At 44.7% G+C, this 20,604-nt stretch carries 10 protein-coding genes and 1 pseudogene; 3 read left to right on the top strand and 8 right to left on the bottom strand.

Annotation, left to right across the window (positions count from 1 at the left end; genetic code table 11):
- Nucleotides 1-73 precede the first annotated feature (73 nt).
- Nucleotides 74-1,099, bottom strand: a complete 1,026-nt coding sequence (locus IQ270_RS14695) for a hypothetical protein (protein WP_193973923.1) — start codon at nucleotides 1,097-1,099, stop codon at nucleotides 74-76.
- Between the two features lie 125 nt (nucleotides 1,100-1,224).
- On the opposite strand from IQ270_RS14695, the gene IQ270_RS14690 reads away from it, so the two are divergent.
- Nucleotides 1,225-2,637: a hypothetical protein gene (locus IQ270_RS14690; RefSeq protein WP_228056375.1), complete on the top strand. Its 1,413-nt coding sequence runs from the start codon at nucleotides 1,225-1,227 to the stop codon at nucleotides 2,635-2,637.
- Nucleotides 2,638-2,953: 316 nt separating this feature from the next.
- Here IQ270_RS14690 and IQ270_RS14685 read toward each other — a convergent pair whose 3' ends face one another.
- Nucleotides 2,954-5,455 carry a serine/threonine-protein kinase gene (locus IQ270_RS14685; protein ID WP_193973922.1) on the bottom strand — a complete coding sequence of 834 codons (2,502 nt, stop codon included), beginning with the start codon at nucleotides 5,453-5,455 and terminating at the stop codon, nucleotides 2,954-2,956.
- Nucleotides 5,449-5,859, bottom strand: coding sequence for a hypothetical protein (locus IQ270_RS14680; protein ID WP_193973932.1), 411 nt, complete (start codon nucleotides 5,857-5,859; stop codon nucleotides 5,449-5,451). Before IQ270_RS14680 ends, IQ270_RS14685 begins: the two co-directional genes overlap by 7 nt.
- A gap of 331 nt (nucleotides 5,860-6,190) precedes the next feature.
- On the opposite strand from IQ270_RS14680, the gene IQ270_RS14675 reads away from it, so the two are divergent.
- Nucleotides 6,191-7,429 carry a glycosyltransferase family 2 protein gene (locus IQ270_RS14675; RefSeq protein ID WP_193973921.1) on the top strand — a complete coding sequence of 413 codons (1,239 nt, stop codon included), beginning with the start codon at nucleotides 6,191-6,193 and terminating at the stop codon, nucleotides 7,427-7,429.
- Between the two features lie 290 nt (nucleotides 7,430-7,719).
- Here IQ270_RS14675 and IQ270_RS14670 read toward each other — a convergent pair whose 3' ends face one another.
- The 3 genes from IQ270_RS14670 to IQ270_RS14660 form a co-directional block, all read right to left on the bottom strand.
- Nucleotides 7,720-9,993 carry an FdhF/YdeP family oxidoreductase gene (locus IQ270_RS14670; protein WP_193973920.1) on the bottom strand — a complete coding sequence of 758 codons (2,274 nt, stop codon included), beginning with the start codon at nucleotides 9,991-9,993 and terminating at the stop codon, nucleotides 7,720-7,722.
- 318 nt (nucleotides 9,994-10,311) lie between these two features.
- A complete protein-coding gene (locus tag IQ270_RS14665) occupies nucleotides 10,312-15,498 on the bottom strand; it encodes a WD40 repeat domain-containing protein (protein WP_193973919.1) in 5,187 nt (1,728 codons plus the stop codon).
- 512 nt (nucleotides 15,499-16,010) lie between these two features.
- Nucleotides 16,011-16,370: a hypothetical protein gene (locus IQ270_RS14660; RefSeq protein ID WP_228056374.1), complete on the bottom strand. Its 360-nt coding sequence runs from the start codon at nucleotides 16,368-16,370 to the stop codon at nucleotides 16,011-16,013.
- An 802-nt stretch (nucleotides 16,371-17,172) separates the two neighbouring features.
- Here IQ270_RS14660 and IQ270_RS14655 point away from each other — a divergent pair.
- Nucleotides 17,173-18,351, top strand: a pseudogene (locus tag IQ270_RS14655) (RNA-guided endonuclease InsQ/TnpB family protein); the annotation flags it as partial.
- A 13-nt stretch (nucleotides 18,352-18,364) separates the two neighbouring features.
- Here IQ270_RS14655 and IQ270_RS14650 read toward each other — a convergent pair.
- Together IQ270_RS14650 and map are read right to left on the bottom strand one after the other, a co-directional pair.
- A complete protein-coding gene (locus tag IQ270_RS14650) occupies nucleotides 18,365-19,057 on the bottom strand; it encodes a response regulator transcription factor (RefSeq protein WP_193973917.1) in 693 nt (230 codons plus the stop codon).
- Between the two features lie 334 nt (nucleotides 19,058-19,391).
- Nucleotides 19,392-20,219 (bottom strand): type I methionyl aminopeptidase, encoded by an 828-nt coding sequence (gene map / locus IQ270_RS14645; RefSeq protein WP_193973931.1) that lies wholly within the window; start codon nucleotides 20,217-20,219, stop codon nucleotides 19,392-19,394.
- Between the last annotated feature and the right edge of the window lie 385 nt (nucleotides 20,220-20,604).

Genomic DNA, 20,604 nt, shown 5'->3' with positions numbered 1-20,604 from the left:
AATTGCTAGCAAATAACTAATGACTGATGACTGATGACCAATGACCAACAACCAACTGCCCACTGCCAACTGACTAATGACTAATCACTGCTTCAATACACTCCTGAACTTCCCTGAGTTGCAGCCGCTGGTATTCCATCCAATCTTTTTCCGCCACTCGCTGTTGAGCTGTTTCTTGCTGATACCGCGCCTGCTTTTCTAAAAAATTATTGTAGAACATCATCGCTTTTTCAACTGTGTGAATTGCCAGTTTCATGCGCTCATCAAAAATTTCTACAATCAAGTCATCCATGATTGACCCAATCACTTTACAAGACTCTTCAAAATCGACCAAACTGATTCCCATTTTGCTTTTATGAACCAGAGTTTCTACAGGAGATTTCAGCGTTTCCTTAAAAGTTTTCACATAAGACTCCGGCAAATATTTCAGAGGTTCAGTAAACTTCGATACAATCTCGCTGCCTATTGATTGCAGTCGCTCTCTAAATCTCAATTGACTGTGGAGATCGAAGCATTCAATACAAAATTCAATTTTTTCTATATCAATAGATTGTAACTCTTTAAAAATTAAGTTAAGTTCGTTCTCCACAATCAAAATTACTCGCTCTGCCTGGTAATCAACTTCATTCCGCAACTCTTTGTGCAAATTATCTTTTTCAAAAAAACCGATAAGATCTCTTTGAAACACTTGATTATTTTTGTCCCACATAAACCACTGATTTTTTAACTTGGTAGTTTTGTCGCTCCAGGATTTCCGAACTTTAACAACAGCATCATATTTGCTTTGTTTTCCGAAACTGCGAATTCTCACATCGCATCCGCTTAATTCGCCAATTTGGTCCCACACCTCAACAGGAGATGCTCCAGCAATTCTCGGCTTGCTATTCCAGACATCTTCAGCCTGAGATATATCTTTGAAGCATACCTCAACTAACTCCTTGAGTCTGAAGGCAGACTGTTTAATTTCGTCAATGCAATGTTCCACATCTAAGCTGAGGTGGGTAGCTGACTGTTTAATCTCCACGGATTTATATTCGTCTGCCAACAATCGATCGCTAAACTGGGTAATAGCCTGAAATACCTTGAGATACTCATTCATTTCCTTTCCTTCCTGCTTTCCCTAAATAGCATACAATACAGAACATCTGCCTTTTTGAATGCAAACTGAGTCACACCATTTGAGATTTTAGATTTTAGATTAAGGAATTGGGAATGGAATGACTGATGACTGTCGAGGTTTGGAACACGGGCCGACATTTGCATTCTTTTTTTAACTGGTGTCACAACATGGATTATCTGTTCACCCCTGCAACTCTGGATCGGCTCAATAGTGGCAAGCTGATACAGCCTGCTGCCAAAACAGGAAAATTGCTTCCTGTGGCTAGAGATCCGGTGACAGGGGAGTTTGTGGAGATTGCAAAAATCTTTTATCAATCAACAAATGCAACTTTATCCGATCGCGGAGTTCTAGGATTGCTCGCAGGGGTAGCCGGAGGTGGCTCGGTACAGCCGCTGGTAGCTCCCGTGTACGTGACACTCGCACCGTTGCAGCTTGCTCAAACTCATCAGGGGTTTCAAAAAATATACAGAATGTTTAACTGTCTAAAAATTAATTTAGCAGTGATGCAAGCAACCGTTGCTGTCATTGGTGTTGGCGCTGTATCGAGTGCAGTTTTGTCGGCAGTAAACTTCGACCAAGTATTAAAAATCAGAGAAGAGGCCAAGCATCAGAAGCTAAAAATTAAAGACGGGTTTATCGATCTCAGACATATCCTCAAAGATCGGGGAGTTGAGGTGATCCAGCAGATTTTTCAGGTGGCTCACGACTCTAATTTTGAAAAGCACCGTCAGAAACTGGTTAACGGTTACGATGTTTTTTCTAAGGCGGTAAAACGCTGTCAGTCGGCATTGACATTGCCCGATATCAAACTTCGGAATTCCGAAATTAATAGCGGGCGGGATATGCTGTTTCAGGCTTTAAAAATTTATGATAATCCCAGTTTGTTAGAGGCAGTGTCTGCTGCCGGACTGATCCGGAAAATGGAATGTGTTTGGGTGATCGAGCAGGCGATCGCCCTCACGTTTGAATTGCAGCGGGCTTACGATAAGGCGAGCGATCGCCTGCTCGGACTCCAATCAAAAATTCGTCAAGAGCTTTTAACTGTTGTTAAAGGATGTCAATCGGAATCAGAACTAGATTTTTTATTTCCCGAAGCTACTAGGATTCTCGGTCACGATCTAAGTGTAATAGAATTTTGGCAAAATGAGGTTGATTGGATGCAAACTTTGTCTCCCAAAGAGCAGCACCAGTTAGCTAGTTTAGATCGACTCAGCAACGATAATTTAAGAACCAACGTGCACACTACATTTGCGGTATTAGCTGCGGAACCTGCACTTTATGACAATTTAAAGCAAAAGTCTCACTTTCTATCCTTGCGCGACCAGTTAGCATTCGCTGTGTCGCCGGAACTGCGCGGGGAATACGAATTTTATGTCAGCCAGCAGGCGATCGCCACTGGCTATCAAGCTTTAGCTGCCTCTTCGTGGCAAGAAATATCTGATTTAACCCTGACGAACCTCTACTACTTTTTTCAAATCCGAGATGATTCAACTGAAAATTATCCAAGTGATCACTAATTATCAACGTCGGTTTTGCACTTGCCAAAATCATTAGAAAAGGAGCTTAATTACTGCAATTAAATCAGAGGCGATCCGTAGCAGCGCTAGCGCAATTATCTGTTTAACTGGTTCCCAGACTCCAGCCTGGGAACTGAGATATAGAGGCTCTGCCTTGAAAAAATAGAGGCAGAGCCTCGCCCCAGAAGCGTTACCAGGCAGGAGCCTGGTAACGAGTAGAAAAAATAGAGGCGACAGCACTAATGAGTGATGACTAATGACTAATGAGTGATGACTAATGACTAATAACTAATGACTAATGACTAATGACTTCAGATTACCTGAGCCACAACTTAATAGTATTGTCTTTAGAACCGCTAGCAATAGTTTTGCCGTCTGGACTAAAAGTCACCACATAAACCTCATCGGTATGTCCGGTCAAAGTATTCAGCAATTCTCCGGTAGCAAAGTTCCAAATTTTTATAGTTTTATCCTTGCTCCCGCTGGCAATAAAATTCCCGTCTGGGCTAATAGCAACAGAGACAATATCGTCAGAATGTCCCTTGATCGAGCGAATTAAATCTCCTGTGTCGATATTCCAGATTTTAATAGTTTCATCGTAGGAACCGCTAACAATTGTCTTGCCGTCCGGGCTCACAGCAACCGACCTCACCTGGTCGCCGTGTCCCTGAATAGTTTTTAGCAACCTCCCCGTTTCTACATCAACAATTGTAATTTTTTTGTCCTTAGAAGCGCTCACCAAACTTTTGCCATCGGGAGTGAAAGCAACAGAATAAACAAAATCTGTATGGTCTGGCAAATTATATATCAAACTGCCAGTTGCTGCATCCGAAATCTTCGTAGTTTTGTCTCCGCTGCTGCTAGCAACGAGCTTGTCGTCGGGGCTGAAAGCGACGGACCAAACAGAAGCTGTGTGATCGAGAAGGCGCGTCCCTTGCCCTGTTTTCAAATCCCACAGCATGACTCTCCAAAAACCTGTTCCGCTGGCAAGTTTCGTGCCCTTTGAGTTGAAAGCAACCGACCAAATGGTGGATGAATCTCCGGGGAAAGTGCGGATCGATTTGCCTGTAGCTAAATCCCAAATTTGGATGGTTTTGTCTTTAGAACCGCTGGCTAACATTAAGCCGTCTGGACTGAAAGCAACAGCCCCGACCGGCTCTGAATGCTGAGCGAAGTTTTTGACTTTGGCGTTTTTCCAGCGCAGGCCTGCTTGGCACTGTTGCTGTAATTTTTGGGCGGAATCATAGCTGCTGTTGGTGTTGGGAATTGTTGGGATTTGGCTGATGCAGCCTTCATAATTGCTGGCTTTATAAAGAGATTCAATTTGATTGAGCTGTTGGGCTTCTTGCTGCAATTGCTGCTGCCATTCTTGCCACTTGAGATATCCGTAAATTCCGCCGATCGCAGCTAAGAGTGCTGCAATGCTTGCTCCGGCGAGATAAGGATTGAATTTGCGAGGTTGTTTGGGGACAACTGTTGCACCTGCGGCGATCCTCTCCGAGGGCTGCGCTAACGGCAAATCGGTTTTTCCGTTCAAATTCACATCCGGGGATACCGCCAGAGTTGGCTGCAATTCTGTTGTCGGGTTGGGGTTGCGGTGTCCCTCCAACACTGTGGCGATCGCCTTGTACAATTTAGCGAATAAAGATTTAGGAACGACTAATTCTTCAATTCTGGCGGCATCTTCGTCGGTAAGCCCTAAAATTTGCTGCAAGCGTTTTAACTCGTCGCGAGTTTCCTGAGAAAAGGGATATTCTTGCTGCATTGCTTCTTGCAGCGATTGTTCGTAGCGTTCGCCTTTTTGCCTGTATTTGCGGTAAGGATTCAATACTTCATCTTCGATCGCCTCTGCTTCTTCAGGTAGCAATTCCAAACTGACGCGCAATTCTTCTAATATTCTCCGACCGACGACTGTAATGTCACCGCGGCTGCTGCTGCGCCGATCGACTTCTTCGCGATAGATTGTCAGCTTGGGAATCCGCGCCCGCGATCGATCGCCAATTTTCCTCAAATCGACCAAAGCTTCCGCCGCCGACTGGTAGCGTTCCCGAAAATCGTAGCGCACCATATTGTCCAAAACATCGGCCAGCGCTTGGGAGCACGTGGTTAAATGCCGCCAAACAATTTCGCCTTTATTTGAATTTTTCAAATCCCGCAGTTTCGGCAAATCGTAAGCCGGCAAACCCGTCATTGCTTGGATGCCAATCATTCCCAAGGCGTAGATATCGCTGTTGAGTTGCGGGTTGTATTGAAATTGCTCGATCGGCATATATTCCAGCGTGCCGATCCGCACAGTTACCGGCGCTTGTCTTTGAGCAATGTGAATTTCTTTCACCGAGCCAAAGTCGATCAAAACTAACTTGTTGTCTGAATAGCGGCGGATTAAATTAGCTGGTTTAATATCTCGGTGAATTACTCCCTGTCCGTGTACAAACACTAAAATTTCTAACAGTTCTTTCAGCAAAAGAATTAGTTTTTCTTCGCTTAAAGGTTTGCCCGGTACAATCTCCGTTGATAGCGAGTGACCCGCAATAAAAGATTCAACTAAGAAAAATTCTTCATTTTCTTCAAAATAAGCAAATAGCTGAGGGATTTGGTCGTGTTGACCGAGCTTTTCTAGAACTTCTGCTTCTTTTTGGAAAAGACGGCGCGTAGTATTAATTAATTTCGGTTCGCTAGTCCCCGGACGCAGGTGTTTGACAAAGCACTGCGGTTCACCGGGACGGCGAATATCTTTGGCTAGATAGGTTTGTCCAAATTCTCCTGTTTCTATGACTTCAATAATTTGATAGCGTCCATCTAAAAGTTGGCTCACCATGATAATAACGCAGCCTTTTTTTGATTGATTTTCGCAAGAAACAGTTTTACTGTTGGGTCAGTTGTATAGCCTTTTTCAGGTAAATTAGGTGTTCCTGGGCATTGGCAAAACAGGGCATTGGGCATTGGCAAAACAGGGCATTGGCAAAACAGGGAATTGGGCATTGGCAAAACTGGGCATTGGGTATTCGGAATAGTTGTTTCTTTCCTTCTTATTTCTTTCCTTCTTCCCTCTGACTTCTTTCCTTCTTCCCTCTGACTTCTGACTTCTGACTGAGATATTGCACCATTCTCAATTACTTGTTTAGGAACAGCCAAAATGCCTGTTCCACAAGAAAACTCATTCTTTGTGGAACGGGCATCTTGCCCGTTCTTGACAATGGTGCAACATCTCAGTTCTGACATAATTTATCTTTTCAACATCTGCAAAGCTTGATATCCTAAAAAGAAAAAACCCAAAGCACCGAGTACCGCTATCGTGTCCGCAAACACATCGACTGTCAGAAATTCGCCCATTGCCATATCCTCTTTTGACTGATATCTATCCTCGGCTTTTAGGCCGCTGACCTGGTGAGGGGTAAGACCCCTTGCTGGGGGCGAGCCGAAAGATGCTCACAAATTATAGCAAAAGAGATCGCCAAAATAACTTTCCGGGCGATCGACTAGCTTTTTGTTTTAATATTTTTTAATATTTAAGGAGACAAACTGTGCACCGAAATTTTGAGGTCAGTTCGCTTTGATATTGTTAACCCTGCTAATTTTTTCTCTGATTGTAAGTAGAGCCTACACTAAAAATTTGCGCGGCTCGGTGCAAAATGCGCCTCGCACCGACAGCAGTTCGGCTCAGCCGTTACGGCAGCCTACCGGGAATTTCCCCAAAGTGTCGGTAATCGTACCAGCATACAACGAAGCTGAGAATATTCGGGATTGCGCGATCGCCATTTTGGAGAGTACAGCGCTGACGGAGGAAAACCTAGAGGTTTTGATTGCAGACGATCGATCGACAGACGACACTAAGTCGATCGCCCAAACCCTACAACAGCAGCTCAATGACCCGCGCCTTAAAATATTAGCAGGTCAGCCGCGACCGGTCAACCAATATTGGGCCGGCAAAAACTGGGCCTGCGCCCAAGCCGTGCGCGAAGCAACCGGAGACTTCCTATTATTTATCGATGCCGACGTGCGGCTCAAACCCGGGGCGATCCAAACCGCAATTGCCACAGCCGAAACAGAGAAAATAGACTTATTTACCTGTATGCCAGCGCTGGTTTGCGAGTGTTTTGCCGAATGGTTAGTGCAGCCGTTAATGTTCAATCATTTAGCAGTTTGCTTCGATTTTACCGCAGTTAACGATCCTGCAAAAACAGACAGTGCTTTTGCAGGCGGCCCATTTATGCTATTTAGGCGATCGGCCTACGAAAAAATCGGCGGACACGCAGCAGTTGCAGGCGAAATTGTGGAAGACGTGGAACTAGCTAGACGCATCAAACGTGCGAATTTAAAGCTTGGACTTTATTCCGGGGCAAATTTGGCATCCGTGCGGATGTATCGGTCTTGGAGCGCCTTGTGGGAAGGCTGGACAAAGAATTTGTATCTCGGCGCTAACCGCAGTTGGGGCATGATGGTTTACATGGCTGCAATTATGTTATTTCTTTATCCGATGCCCTGGTTGGCATTAGCTATTTTGCTAGCCAACGGCGAAATTGCTAACATAATTACCAATCACCAATTAGCAATCACCAATTACCAATTCCCCATAACCTTGTTAACTATCTGTTTATCGGCGATCGTAATTTGGCATCATTACACTTTGCGCCGCTTGGGTGCGGAGATTTCCGACTGTCCGACAAAATACTGGTGGTTGGGAGGTTTGGGAGGTACGTTAATTGCCGCAATTGCGATCGGTTCCGCCATCAAAACAGAAACCGGTTGGGGATGGACTTGGCGCGGGAGAGCTTTGCAAATTAAAAGTTAATCCCCGATTTTTGGGCTGACAAGAATTAGTATGGTGCGTCAGATTTGAGATTTCCAATCGTGCCGGAAAACTCTACTTCTGACGCACCATCAATTCCGGGGGTGCGTCATATCGTTTCCGCTTGCATCGGAATGATTTTACCTTACTAGAACACAGAGTACACAGAGGGAGAGAATATATATCTGAATCATTCTGATGCTACCGGATTTGATATTAGTCGGAGATTGTTTGTTCCGAAAATAATCCGAGCTGACGCACCCTACATTTTCTTGAGAATGGTGTAATTTGTTCTATACTTCTGCATAGACAAAAGCAGGTACGCGCTTGTAAGCAGGTGTACCGCATCGCTTTTCAATCTCCGGGTGAAAAATCACATTAACTTCAGGATAAAACATCAAAGCAGCACCCGCACGCACCGCCCCGTAAATCACCTCAACATTTTCCATTTTCCCTGCATTTCCCCGCACCGTAACCCGCTGATGTTCCTGCAAACCCGCGCTTTCTGCATCCTCGCGATTCATCAAAATACAGTTGCGGTGCGGCATTCCCCGGTACTTGTCATCAATTTTGTAAACCACAGTATTGTGCTGAGAATAACTGCGTCCCGTCATCAATGCCACCACTAAACCCCGCACCGATTCCGATTCACCAAAATCTTTTATTTCCGGTAATTTCAGGACAGGTAAAGGTGCGACAAACATCTTGGCTTTGCCCGAATCAGTGGGAAAATTCGGTTCACTAAAAATCCGCCCGCCGATGGTAAATTCCTCTTTTGTGTCATCAATTGTTGCCATTTTCTCAAACCCGGGAATCGTTTTAGCAATTAATTGCCTCACGTACCGCGTATCTTGAAGTTGACGCCAATCTACCGGATAAGTGCCGTGAATTCTGCTCGCCAATTCTGTTAAAAAATGCACTTCTGGAATTAAGTCAGCCTCTTTGAGATGAGTTTCGCCTTCATCATTGAAACGCACAAAGTTATTGCCAGATTCTACCGTTGTTTTGTGGGGATTTTCAAAGCGATTCAACACGGGAATTACAATTGTATTGTGTTTTGCCAATCCGTTAAAATGCCCTAAATTTGGTTTGGTTGCGAGGTAGATAATAGTCTCAATCTTGCCTAAAGCGCGTTTTGCTTGAGTTGAATCCGGGTTCGCCCCGTACAGGTTACCACCCAGACAGAGTAGCGTATCGACTTTTTCTGCATCTGCTGCTTCAATGAGCGATCGAGTTTCGTAGCCCTGAACGCGACTCAGGGGACGATCCAACAGTTTTTCTAAAGCTTCTTGGATTTCTTTTTTCAGCTTCACAGTCACGCCCATAGAGCCGAATCCTTGGACATTTGAGTGTCCTCTCACCGGCATTAATCCCGCCCCTGTTTTGCCGACATTTCCCGTCATCAAGGCAGTGTTAGCAATGCTAAAAACATTATCTACACCGTTTTGTTGTTGAGTAATTCCCATCGCCCAACCGAAGACAACTCGCTTTGAACTGCCGATAATTTTGGCGGCTGCCTCAATTTCGGCTTGGGAAACTCCGCAAGTTTGGGTAATAGTTTCCCACTCGGTTTCGCGGGCGTGCTGCACTACTGCTTCCCAGCCTTCGGTGTGGGCTTGCAAGTATTTTTCATCCAGCAATCCTTGTTCGATTACAGATTTTTGAATACCAACAAATAAGGCCGTGTCGCTGCCGGGAATTGGTTGCAAGTAGAGCGAAGAAATATCGGAACCTGGGATGAGCGATTTGACGGGAAACGCTGGAGAACCAAACTTAACTAACCCAATTTCCATCACGGGGTTGATGATAATTATTTTACCGCCTTTCTCGCGGATTTTAATCAACTCGTTCATGAAGCGGGGATGGTTGTATGCAGAATTCGCCCCCGCGAGCACGACGCAATCGGCTTGCTTCAAGTTTTCTAAACTCACTATTGAAGTGCGGGTAGAAAACATTTCGCTTAACCCAGTTGTCGAGGGAGCGTGGCAGAGATCCGAACAATCTGCTAAATTGTTAGAACCCATCGCCCGCATCATCAGTTGCAGCAAAAAAGCAGCCTCGTTGGAAGAGCGACCGGAACTGTAAGATGCTACTCGTTCGGGGGTTTTGCGAAACGCAGCCACGGCAATTTGATAAACTTCTTCCCAAGAAATACGATCGTAATGAGACGAACCAGCCCGCAAAATCATCGGGAAACTCAGCCTTCCCAGCCTGTCACATTCCATTGAACTTAATTGCTGGAGTTCTGCAATACTGTGCTGTTCAAAATAATGAGTCTTGACAGCAGGTTTAATTTCAGCGGAGATTGCTTCAACGCTTTTCATACACCGCTGAAGTTTTTCGCCCTCTTCATTCGTAAAGCCTCCTTTCTGCCCGCCAGTACCCCAAGAACAGGACAGACAAGCACTATTGTGGAACAAAGTTTTCCAAAGTTTCGGGCCTTCCGGGGACAAAGTATGTTCTGCCCAAAACTCAATTACGGGTAAACCGCCACCGATGTCTGGCGTTTCCTCATTTTTCTCGTTGAAGGGCGGGATTGGTTGGATATTTTGGGAGTTGATGTCCATGCGGTTTACCTTTTGTTTGAATTGCGAATTGATCTACAGTTAAGTTTATTACTATAATTTACCGCAAACTTACAGCCAAAAAATTAGTCAATAGATAGATGTTTCAATTTCAATTAAAATCTAGATTTGTCCTTTTGATTATTGTTTCGGACGGGCGAGAAGCCCATCCCACAAGCCCAAAAAAATATGGGATGGGCTTCTCGCCCGTCTTAGTTATTGTTTCGGACGGGCGAGAAGCCCGTCCCACAAGCCCAAAAAAATATGGGGTGGGCTTCTAGCCCGCCCTAATTATTTTTGAAATTCAAGTCTCTTGAAAGTTTACTTATTCTTATTTAAAGCTTGCTTCCCAAACCCTAGACACAGCATTCGATCGCCCTCAGTAACATTCTGGTCATTCTGCAAATAATCTCCCAACCATTCGCAACTTCTAGCAATAATATTATTCAGTTCCAAATTCTCCAAAGGCCACAGAATTACAGTCCTATCCCTATTCGCCAAAGCCAGAGTTTTGCTATCAGAACTAAAAGTAACACTCAACACCCGATCGCCAGATTCCAAAGTTTTAGATAGCAGCGCCTTCCTACCGTCAAAATTCCACAGCTTAACAGTATTTCCCGCACTCGCCGCCGCAATCAACTTGCCGTCTGGACTGAAGCTAACACTTTCCACAGTATCGCTGTGGTCGATTTTTTCAGTTAGCTTTGCCGCCGTTCCATCAAAAGCCCACAAGTAAACTTTTTTGTCAGCACAACCAGCAGCAATCGTCTTACCGTCAGGACTAAAGCTAACATTCATAACCGTATCCTCGTGGTCGAGAGTTTTCAAAATCTTCGCCGACGAACCGTTAAATTGCCACAGGTAAACTTTCTTTTCTGCGGCAATTTCACCAGTATTGTTCTTCCCGCTTTCCTTGTTGTCAACAGCCGTAGCAGTAGCAATAGTTTTGCCGTCTGGACTGAAACTATTGCTAATTACTGGATTGGTATGATTGAGTTTTGTGAGCAAAGTTGCTTTAGAACCGTTCCAGCGCCAGAGGTACAATTTGCGATCGGCACCGCTGGCGGCAATTGTCTTGCCATCTGGACTAAAACTCACGCTTCTAACAACACCGTTGTGATTCAAACTATCTAACAGTTTCCCGTCTAAACTCCAGACTTTCACCGTTTTGTCATTGCTAGCAGAAGCAACAGTTTTATTGTCCGGTGAAAAGCTCGTCCAGATCACAGAATCCTTGTGACCTTCTAAGATTTTGAGCAAACTACCATCAGTGCGCCAAAGTCTCACCGTTTTGTCTCCGCTAGCAGAAGCAATTGTTTTGCCATCTGCACTAAAATTGACTTTGTAAACCCAGTCTCCGTGTCCAGATAAAATTTTATTTAACGGAGTTCTGTCCGGTTGGAAAAGTTTCACCATTTTGTCCTTACTTGCGGAGGCAACAGTGCCGTCGCGACTGAAACTTACTGCCCTTACATCATCTTTATTTCCTTGAAAAGTGCTGAGCAAAGTGCCGGTGCGACTCCAAACTTTTACCGTATCGTCGGCGCTGCCGGTGACAATCTTTTCGCTGTCGCTACTGAAACTCGCACTAACAACTTCATCGTTGTGTCCTTTGAGAGTTGTGATTTCCTCACCCTTTCGGTTCCAAATTTTGGCTGTGGTGTCGGCACTGGCTGAGACGAGTTCTTGATTGTTCGGGCTGAACTTAACGCTGTATACAATGTCAGAATGGTTGGTTAATGTTTTGGGATTGCTTTTGAATTTCTGGGTTTTCCCTTCTCGGTTCCAAAGTTTGACAGTTTTGTCGGCACTTGCTGAGGCAATTGTTTGATTGTCGGGACTGAAACTGATGCCGAGCACCCAGTCTTTGTGTCCGGTTAAGGTTTGCTGCAATTTTTTGCTGGCAATGTTCCAGATTTTGACGGTGTTGTCGTGACTCGCGGAAGCTAGGGTTTTGCCGTCGGGACTGAAGCTGACGCTGGTGACGATATCGCCGTGGCCGGATAAAGTGTTTATCGCACTTTTGTCATTATCTACTTGCCAAATTCTAATTGTGCGATCGGCACAACCAGTCGCGATCGTTTTCCCATCCGGGCTAAAACTCACACTCGTCACAATATCGCCGTGCTTAAAAGTCTTTAATAACTTACCTTCTTTACTCCACAATTTAACAGTTTTGTCAGCACTGGCCGAAGCAACAAAATTGCCATCCCGACTGACTGTTACATCCAAAACCGACTTACCGTGCTGCTCGAAACGGTTGCGTTCTTGCACTCCAGAAACAGCTTGTCTGAGTCTCTCAGTAATTTGATTTTTAGTATCCACAGGTAGCGCTGTACTTTTCTGAGAATCTCGACCGATTTTGATACTATTTTTTAACACTCCTAATTGATTTTTATCATTAGAAAGCACCAAAGCTTCCGATGCCGAATTTAAGGCATCAGTCCGACTTTTTTCCGCTTCTTGTCGCGCGCTTTCTGCTAATTTTGCTTGATGGAATGCCATCCCCGAAACGCCTCCGAGTACCAGCACTCCCAACACCGCCGCCCGCAATTGCCATCTCCGACTTTCATAAAGTTGAGCTTCCGCTTGGTGCTGTTTGTCTCGGGCTTGGCGCTGTTTTTCTCGGGCTTCCGACAGCAAAGCATCTCGCTCTCTGTCTTTGCGAATTTGGTCAATTTCATCTCGGTTAATTTTGTTTTGCTTTCGCAGTTCCTCAAATTCGGCCTTGCTATCTAATTCCTGCTGCTGGCGGATGAAGCTAACTAAATAGTCGTGAACGAGCTGGTAAAGTTCTGTGGGAACTTCCGTCCACCGAAAAACCAAACCAGATTTTACTAACAGTTCTAAGACTAAATCTAACTTGTCACATTCGGAAAATATTGCTAAATCAGAGGCGAGTTCGGCGCGGTTTTTTAGAGGACGGATATCACTTTCATCGGTAAGCAAATACAAGACTCTGCGCGCCGCTACTTCATTTTTTGGTCCGCAATCTTTGATAACTTCTTCGAGAAAATTCTCGACTAATTTTTGTTTGGGATTGTTGCCTAGTTCCTGATATTGAGTTAATGTTCTAATGTTTTCTTGTTGCAGTTGAGCGCCGACAAGTTGTAGTTCGATAGGGCGGACTTCTCCCAACTCTCCCGCTAAATCTTTGACTAATTCTTCGATCAGTTCCGGTTCTAAGTAAAAGTGCGATCGCTCAGTTAAGCTGCGAATTACCCCTCGCGCATCGGCCAGGGAAAAATTTCCTAAATAAAACAGAATATCTTTGCTGAGAACGTCCGCCAAAATATCATTATTGATAAATTCGGTCTCGTTTTTCGGTCGAGAAAATTCCAGCAAGTAGTGCAGGTAATCTTCCCGCAAAGACAGGACGACTTTTAAATACTTGATTTTCAAGCATTCCCGCAAAAAATCAAAAAATATTTTTCTTTCCGCTGGCTCTTTCCATACGAAGAAAAATTCTTCAAATTGGTCAAATATCAGAACTGTCACTAGATGTTCTGATTTTCTTTGCAGCTCTTTGATGATTTTTTCGTATTCGATCGCCTGTTTTTGGATAATTAATTTTACAGGCTCTGACTGCTCAATTTTCTCCAGATTTTCCGCAGCCGAAACCAGATTTTTATTGACTGCGCCTGCTGCTGCGGTCAACTCTACCGGACTTGCTCCCGGTAATGCTTCGGAAATTTCCGGATCGAATATTTCTGCTTCAACAGCAGACAACTGTCTGGTCAATTCCCGCGGCCAGTTGTTGTAAACTTGCAGCACTACGGGCAAAACAGTCCGCATTTCTATCTTTTTTTGTTTGAGAGCCGGGACTAATCCTCCGGTGACAATTGAACTTTTGCCAACTCCAGACTGACCGTAAATTACTGTCAGTTTGTCGGGGGTATTGTTCATCCTATATATTAAGCGGTTGAGGTCTTCTTCTCTGCCGGAAGCAGTAATTTCGTCAGCAATAGTAGCCGCGGCAACAGTTTCGGCGGCGGGATCGATCGCCTCTCTGTGCGGCTGCAACTTTCCGGCTCCAATAAAAGCTCGAAACCGATAGGTATGTTCTACCGCTCGATAATCTTGTTTAATTTGAAATGCTTTGAGATATTCTCCCCGCTGAAAATAAAGTAATCGCAGCATTTCTAAAACCCGCAAATACAGTTGCGGGTTGTAGCAAGGTTCGGTTTCCGAGCGAGCAAACTCTAAATGGGCGATCGCCTCCTCTATCTCGCCCAACTGGCTCTGGGCTTCTGCTAAAATTAACAGATAGAAGCCTTGATGCTGCGATTTTACAGGCATTCCCTGTCCCGCTGCTTCTAAATTAGAGTTGAGAACCTCTAGAGCGATTAAAGCCCATTCTTTCGCCCCTTGCCAGTTCTTTTGCTCTAAGGCTACTCTCGCCAAAAAACCGTAATCTTGAGCCAAATTACCTGCTGAATTTTTCATGTTTTGATGTAACCTCCGAGCTTTGATAGCTAAATTCCAGAGTGCATCCCAATCTTCTAAATGCTGCAATACTTCGCCGAGTTGATTGATGAATACAGCCACGGCATCCGACTGTCCGGCGCGTTCTAAAACATCAATACATTCCTGGAAATAATTCTTAGCTTCTGTCCAGTAAGGACGGTTGCCACTGCGGTGCTTTTCTGCCTGGAAGCGGTAGCAAAGGCCGATGTGGAATAGCAGAATTCCTTCTAATAGTGGTGCAGGATGAACGGTAAATAATAAATCGCTAAATTCTGTTTTTCCACCAAGAAATGCTACTTGGTATTTCCAAAAATTGAGACTTTTTTGATAGAGTTCAATCGCCGCAGGGATGCGGTGACAAGCATATTCGTGTCGGGCGCGAACAAATTGGAAACTCGCTTCTATAGCAGGTTCTAACCTGATGTTGCAAACTACTTGCAAATCTTTGCTTGCCGACTCTAATTCGGTCAAAGAGTTGGCTCCGAGAATGGCAGAATTACTTAAACGCCAATTGCCAGTTTCTAAAATTTTGGCAAAAATGCGATCGCAACTTTTGCCCAAAAAATCCACCAACTCGTCTGGGCCCAGGACAAATTCAACACTTGTCGTCCAAGTCTCGATATCTGTGACTAACCGAATCAGTTTTTTTAAGATTTTGTCTGTTACCCACAGCACCACTGGGAAGGGAAAATTATTGCGAAATTCTTCCCTGACGTAGTTGGTAGAAGTCAGCACGCGATCGATCGCACTTACCGATTCCAATCCAAACACCATTAAAGCTGGTGGCTGGCTGCCGTCAAGTTCGGTTTCTATAGTCGTGTAAAGAGTTTTAACAGATTTCGGGAGGACAATTTCTCGAATCTCGATACCAGACTGCTCCCGCAATTGTTGTACAGTTTCCTCTCGCATCGCACTGTAATTGCACCGCACTAAAATCAGCGAAAATTGTCCCTGAGACATTGAGAGAGTCCGGGAGAGAGTTTGCAGCGAACTTTTGTTTTGCTGTGCTGCTGTGTCTTGGCTGCAGTGCGAGTTAATCATAGTCTTTGAAAATTATGATGGAATAGATGCTTTAGAAAGCAGAAAGTTCCGGAACGGATTTTTAAACGGATTGCATTTTAGCACATTACGAATTGTAGGGTTTTTCAGCATGAATATCACTTTGATACAAGCGAGTTTGCTGCTACAAAACTAGCTTGATCTATGTCATCGTGCACGCATATTAATCTCAGAAATCAAAAATTGTTCGTAGTGCGGACTTAAGTACGCACTACGAACCAAATGTGCTAAACTCAGAAACCCGGTTTATTCTTATATTTCTCGTTTTTCCAAAATTCGTAAAAACCGGGTTTCTAGCTCCCCACGCCTCAGCCTTAAAATTGTCCGATTGTTTTACTAGATATAGTTAAAGCATACCCGAAAAAATACATACTCTGTTATTCGCATAAGTTCCGGAAAATCTACTGGATTGTACTGATTTTTTTTACCCTCGCACAGCGAGAATTCTACTGATAAAAAAAGCCGATCGCACAAACCGCCCAAACCCGATGCAGTTATTCGCAGATCCCCGAAATCCGGCATTCTCTCGTGGACTGACCCCTCGCCGAACTCAGATAAACTACGGCGGGCGGCTCTTCAATTACAGCTTGAACATTTTTGGTCATAAGTTTAGTAACCTCCATTGGTGGCTCCTCAATTACAGCTTGAACATTTGTTGTCATAAATTTAGCAATCTCCATATCTAAATTAGTAGCTGAAAAATCAGGTCGATCCCAATCCTCGCTTTCTTCAATGGCGATCGTTGTTGGTACCGCCATCTCAAAATCAAGCTCATCGCCTAAATCCGAAACATTCTTAATTGGATCTATTTGCGGACTTGTATCGACTGCCAAAACTTGAGTTGTATTGGTCATTAGTGCGACCGGTAGTGCTACTATGGCACTTATCCTTTGTAAGGCCGTGATTTTCCTCATGCTGTCCTCCTGGTATAAACTAAATTTGGTACTGGTTTGACACTTCCCGGCTTGAGAGCTGCGAAATCAGTTGTTTTTACTGCATACTTCGTTAGATACCGTATATTCGGTAAAAAACCCGGTTTTTTTGTCGGAGTGCGATCGCCAACTATAATTAATAGCGGTTTGTTTTCCGACAAAATATAACCCGTTCGGTGAAACTTCCCGGAATGTTTGCTTGACGGATGGTCATAGAGTGGACGCTTCCCCTTGCTATTTACTACGTGAAAACTCTTAAACAGTCAGGTTTTCGAGTTAAGCAATTCCCGAGGTTTATATCATTTGCGGTTACATCGGTATTGTTCAAACAGCCAACAGCCAACAGTCAACAGTCAACAGTCAACAGTCAACAGGAGTGCAACCGGAATTGATCTTACAAGTGTTGGTGTCAAACTCGAAGCGGTGAGAAGTTCGATCGCCCAACAGTTTCCCCGCCCCGCTGCTAGCAAGCTGATGTGTATTACCACACCTGCCGGATCTATGTCAATATTTATATCTTAACATTTATAATTTTTGGGAAAATTCTCGTTACCAGGTTCTTCCTGGTAACGAGGATTAGCTAGCAACAGTCCAAAGCAAAGTCGAGAGGAATGTTACTTACCTTCAACCGCAAGAAGGCTCCCGCCATAACGGTACTCCGTTTGGCGGTGAGATGAATTGCGGGCAGGATCTATGCTAGAAGAGATTACCTCAGATATAACGACGTAATTCTTGCCTGAGATACTGGATGGATAACCGCTCCATCGGACGATATCATTTAAGTGCATATTGTGCTGTCCTGGCGAAAGAATTTGCTTGGGCAAGTCAACTCAATTCTCAAGCCCGACAAGCATCGGCCCAAAGAGCTTGGTCGGCAATTGCTCGATTTCTTGAGAACTGTCAGAAAAATCAACCCGGTAAGAAAGGATATCCACGGTTCAAGAAAAAACAAACTCATGGTTCTGTCGAGTACAAAACTACGGGTTGGAAACTTTCTGAATGTCGCAGACACATCACTTTCACGCTTTGGTTTTGGTGCAGGTATTTTTAAGTTGTGGGGGACTCGCGATTTGCACTTCTATCAATTGAAGCAAATCAAACGAGTCAGGGTAGTTCGTCGTGCCGATGGCTACTACACACAGTTTTGCATCGACCAAGAAAGACTTGAGAAAAAAGAACCCACATTTAAAACTATTGGTCTTGATGTTGGTCTGACTCATTTTTATACTGATACCGACGGGCAAACTGTTGAAAATCCCAGACATCTGAGGAAGAGTGAGAAGTCTCAGCAACGGCTTTCTCGTCGTCTGTCTAAGACCCAAAAAGGGTCGAATAATCGAGCTAAGTTGAGAAATAAACTGGCAAGAAAGCATCTCAAAGTAAGTAGGTAACGTAAAGATTTCGCCGTGAAGTTGGCGAGATGCGTAGTCCGGTCTAACGACCTGGTAGCCTATGAGGATTTGAGGGTGCCGAACACAGGGTAAGAAATAGACATCTCGCCAAATCGATTAGCGATGCAGCTTGGACAACTTTTCGTACATGGGTTGAGTATTTTGGCAAGGTTTTTGGTGTGGTCACAATTGCTGTGGCACCGCACTACACCAGTCAAAATTGCTCTAACTGCGGCAAAGTTGTCAAAAAAGCTCTGAGTGTCAGGACTCACATTTGTCATCATTGTGGGCATACGCAAGATAGAGACTGGAATGCGGCGAGAAATATATTAGAGAAAGGTTTGCGTACTGTAGGGCATACAGGAACGTCTAGTCTAGAACTAGAAAACGCCTCTGGAGACATCGACCACTACTTGGGTGAGGAAACTCCTTCAAGTAAGTCGGGTCGTAGAAAGAGGAAGCCCAAAGAGCAATCTTTGGAATCCCCCGCTATATTCGGTACTCCGAATTAGCGGTGGGAGGATGTCAATTAGTCAAGCCGTGTTCGAGAGCGAAGCGGACTAACTCAGTGCGGCTGTTAGTACCCGTCTTGCTAAACAAACGGCTGACGTACTTTTCCACATTCCGCACGCTTGTTTCCAAGCGGCGGGCAATTTCCTTATTCATCAAACCTTGAGCAACCAAATCCAAAACACTTTGTTCTCGCGGAGTCAAATCAATTTTGATCGGCGAAGCACTTTGGACGATCGAACTCCGCCCGCTCAGCAAAGACTCAATTCTCGCCATTTGGCTGGCCAAAGCAGCAATATCAGGACTTTCAGCATTTTCACCCGTCTCCTTAGCAGCCGCTCGGCGCGCCAGCAAATTCGTGACGATTGCGACTAATTCGTCGGGATCGAAGGGCTTAGAAAGATAAGCATCGCAGCCGGCTTGATAGCCTTGAATGCGATCGCCCGTCATGCCTTTAGCCGTCAAAAACACCACCGGCAAAGCCTTGTACCGAGGATCTTCCCGCACTTGCTTGAGAAACTGATAGCCGTCCACCTGCGGCATCATAATGTCTGAAATCACCAAATCCGGATTGTACTGCTGCAAGAGTTCCCACCCATCCCGAGCATTACTGGCAACCTCAACCGAAAAATCGCTATCTTCCAAATAAGCTTGTACCGCTTCCCGCAAGCCCGGTTCATCATCTACCAATAATAATCGTGCTGACATATCCGTTACCCTTAAGTTCGATCGCTATTATCTTTTAATTTAGCCAAATTCAACTATTTTTTCACTGAGTCTATAGAAGCAACTCAAAAAATTGCAATTAAACTCAAGAGTTTTAAGTTGGGTTTTGATCCAATAGACAAGATTACAGAAATTTTTAGGACGGGCAAGATGCCCATCCCACAACAATCATTTTTTCTAGTGGGGTATGCTTGTTGCTGGCTCCATGACCCATCCCACAACAATCATTTTTTCTGGTGGGGCGATGCTCCTAACCCGCCCGAAAATTAGATTAAAAAGACTTTTACAATCTTGTCTATTCTTGAACCATTCCGACTTAAACTTTTGAACGATCGGTCAAAATTTCATAGCCAGTCTCTGTCACCAACACAGTATGCTCAAACTGAGCCGACATAGCATTGTCAACAGTTACAGCAGTCCACTTGTCAGCCAGCGTCCGAGTGTACTTAGAACCCGCATTCAGAATCGGCTCGATCGCCAATGTCATGCCCGATCGCAATTTCACATTCGGCATTTCCCGAGTCCGGAAATTGAAAACCGACGGTTCCTCGTGCAAATTGCGCCCGACACCGTGGCCCGTAAACTCCTCAACAATGCTAAAACCGTTGCTTTTGACATGATCTTCGATCGCACCGGCGAGATCGAGCAAATAAGCTCCAGCCTTCACTTGTTCGATACCTTTATACAGAGCTTCTTCTGCAACTCTAATTAATTTTGCCGATTCCGGTGTCACCTCCACAACTGCGATCGTAATGCAAGAATCGCCGTGAAAACCTTGATAATATGCTCCCGTATCTACTTTCAGAACATCTCCGGCCCGAATTACTTTTTTGCGGCTGGGGATGCCGTGAACAACTTCGTTATTAATGCTAGAACAAATCGAACCCGTGAAACCGTGATAGCCTTTAAAACTGGGAGTTGCACCCATTTCTCTGATGCGTTTTTCGGCATAAACATCCAAATCAGCAGTAGTCATTCCCGGTTTCACAATTTGGGAAATTTCTTTCAGTACCGTTGCGACAATTTTCGCCGCCTGCCGCATTATTTCGATTTCGCGTTCCGACTTAATTTCAATGCCTCGACGCTGTTTAGTGACTTGGGGTTGTTTCGTTGGCGCGGAAAGCAGACTGCTAAAAATATTCATGTATTGAATGTCAGGTAATTTTGTAGTTTGAAGGCAGGTTAAAGCAAAAAACGGTAAATGTCCGGTTTTTTGGGGAAACACCGGTGTCTGGTTCCGAACTGTCGATCGCTCGTCCTTTAAGCTAGCTTAATATTTTTCTCACAAATTCGCACGGAATTAGTCCGATCGCGATCCGGGCCGTTTCATTCTCCAAAAAACCAGGGCTTTGTAGGGGTAGTGCCAAGAGTGCCTACCCCCACCAACCATTTTCAGTCATTTCAGACTTTAGGGCAGCCACTCTTAACGCGGCCCCAACAACAGAATAGACCTCTTGCAAAAGTCAAAAACTCACCCCCCTCAGTCCCCCTTGCTCGCGGGGGGAAGCAAGCCCAAATTAGGCTCCCTC

The organism is Microcoleus sp. LEGE 07076 (assembly GCF_015207455.1).
Taxonomy (GTDB): domain Bacteria; phylum Cyanobacteriota; class Cyanobacteriia; order Cyanobacteriales; family Microcoleaceae; genus Microcoleus.
The sequence above is the reverse complement of the archived record's forward strand: the minus strand, read 5'-3'. Positions and strand labels throughout refer to the sequence as shown.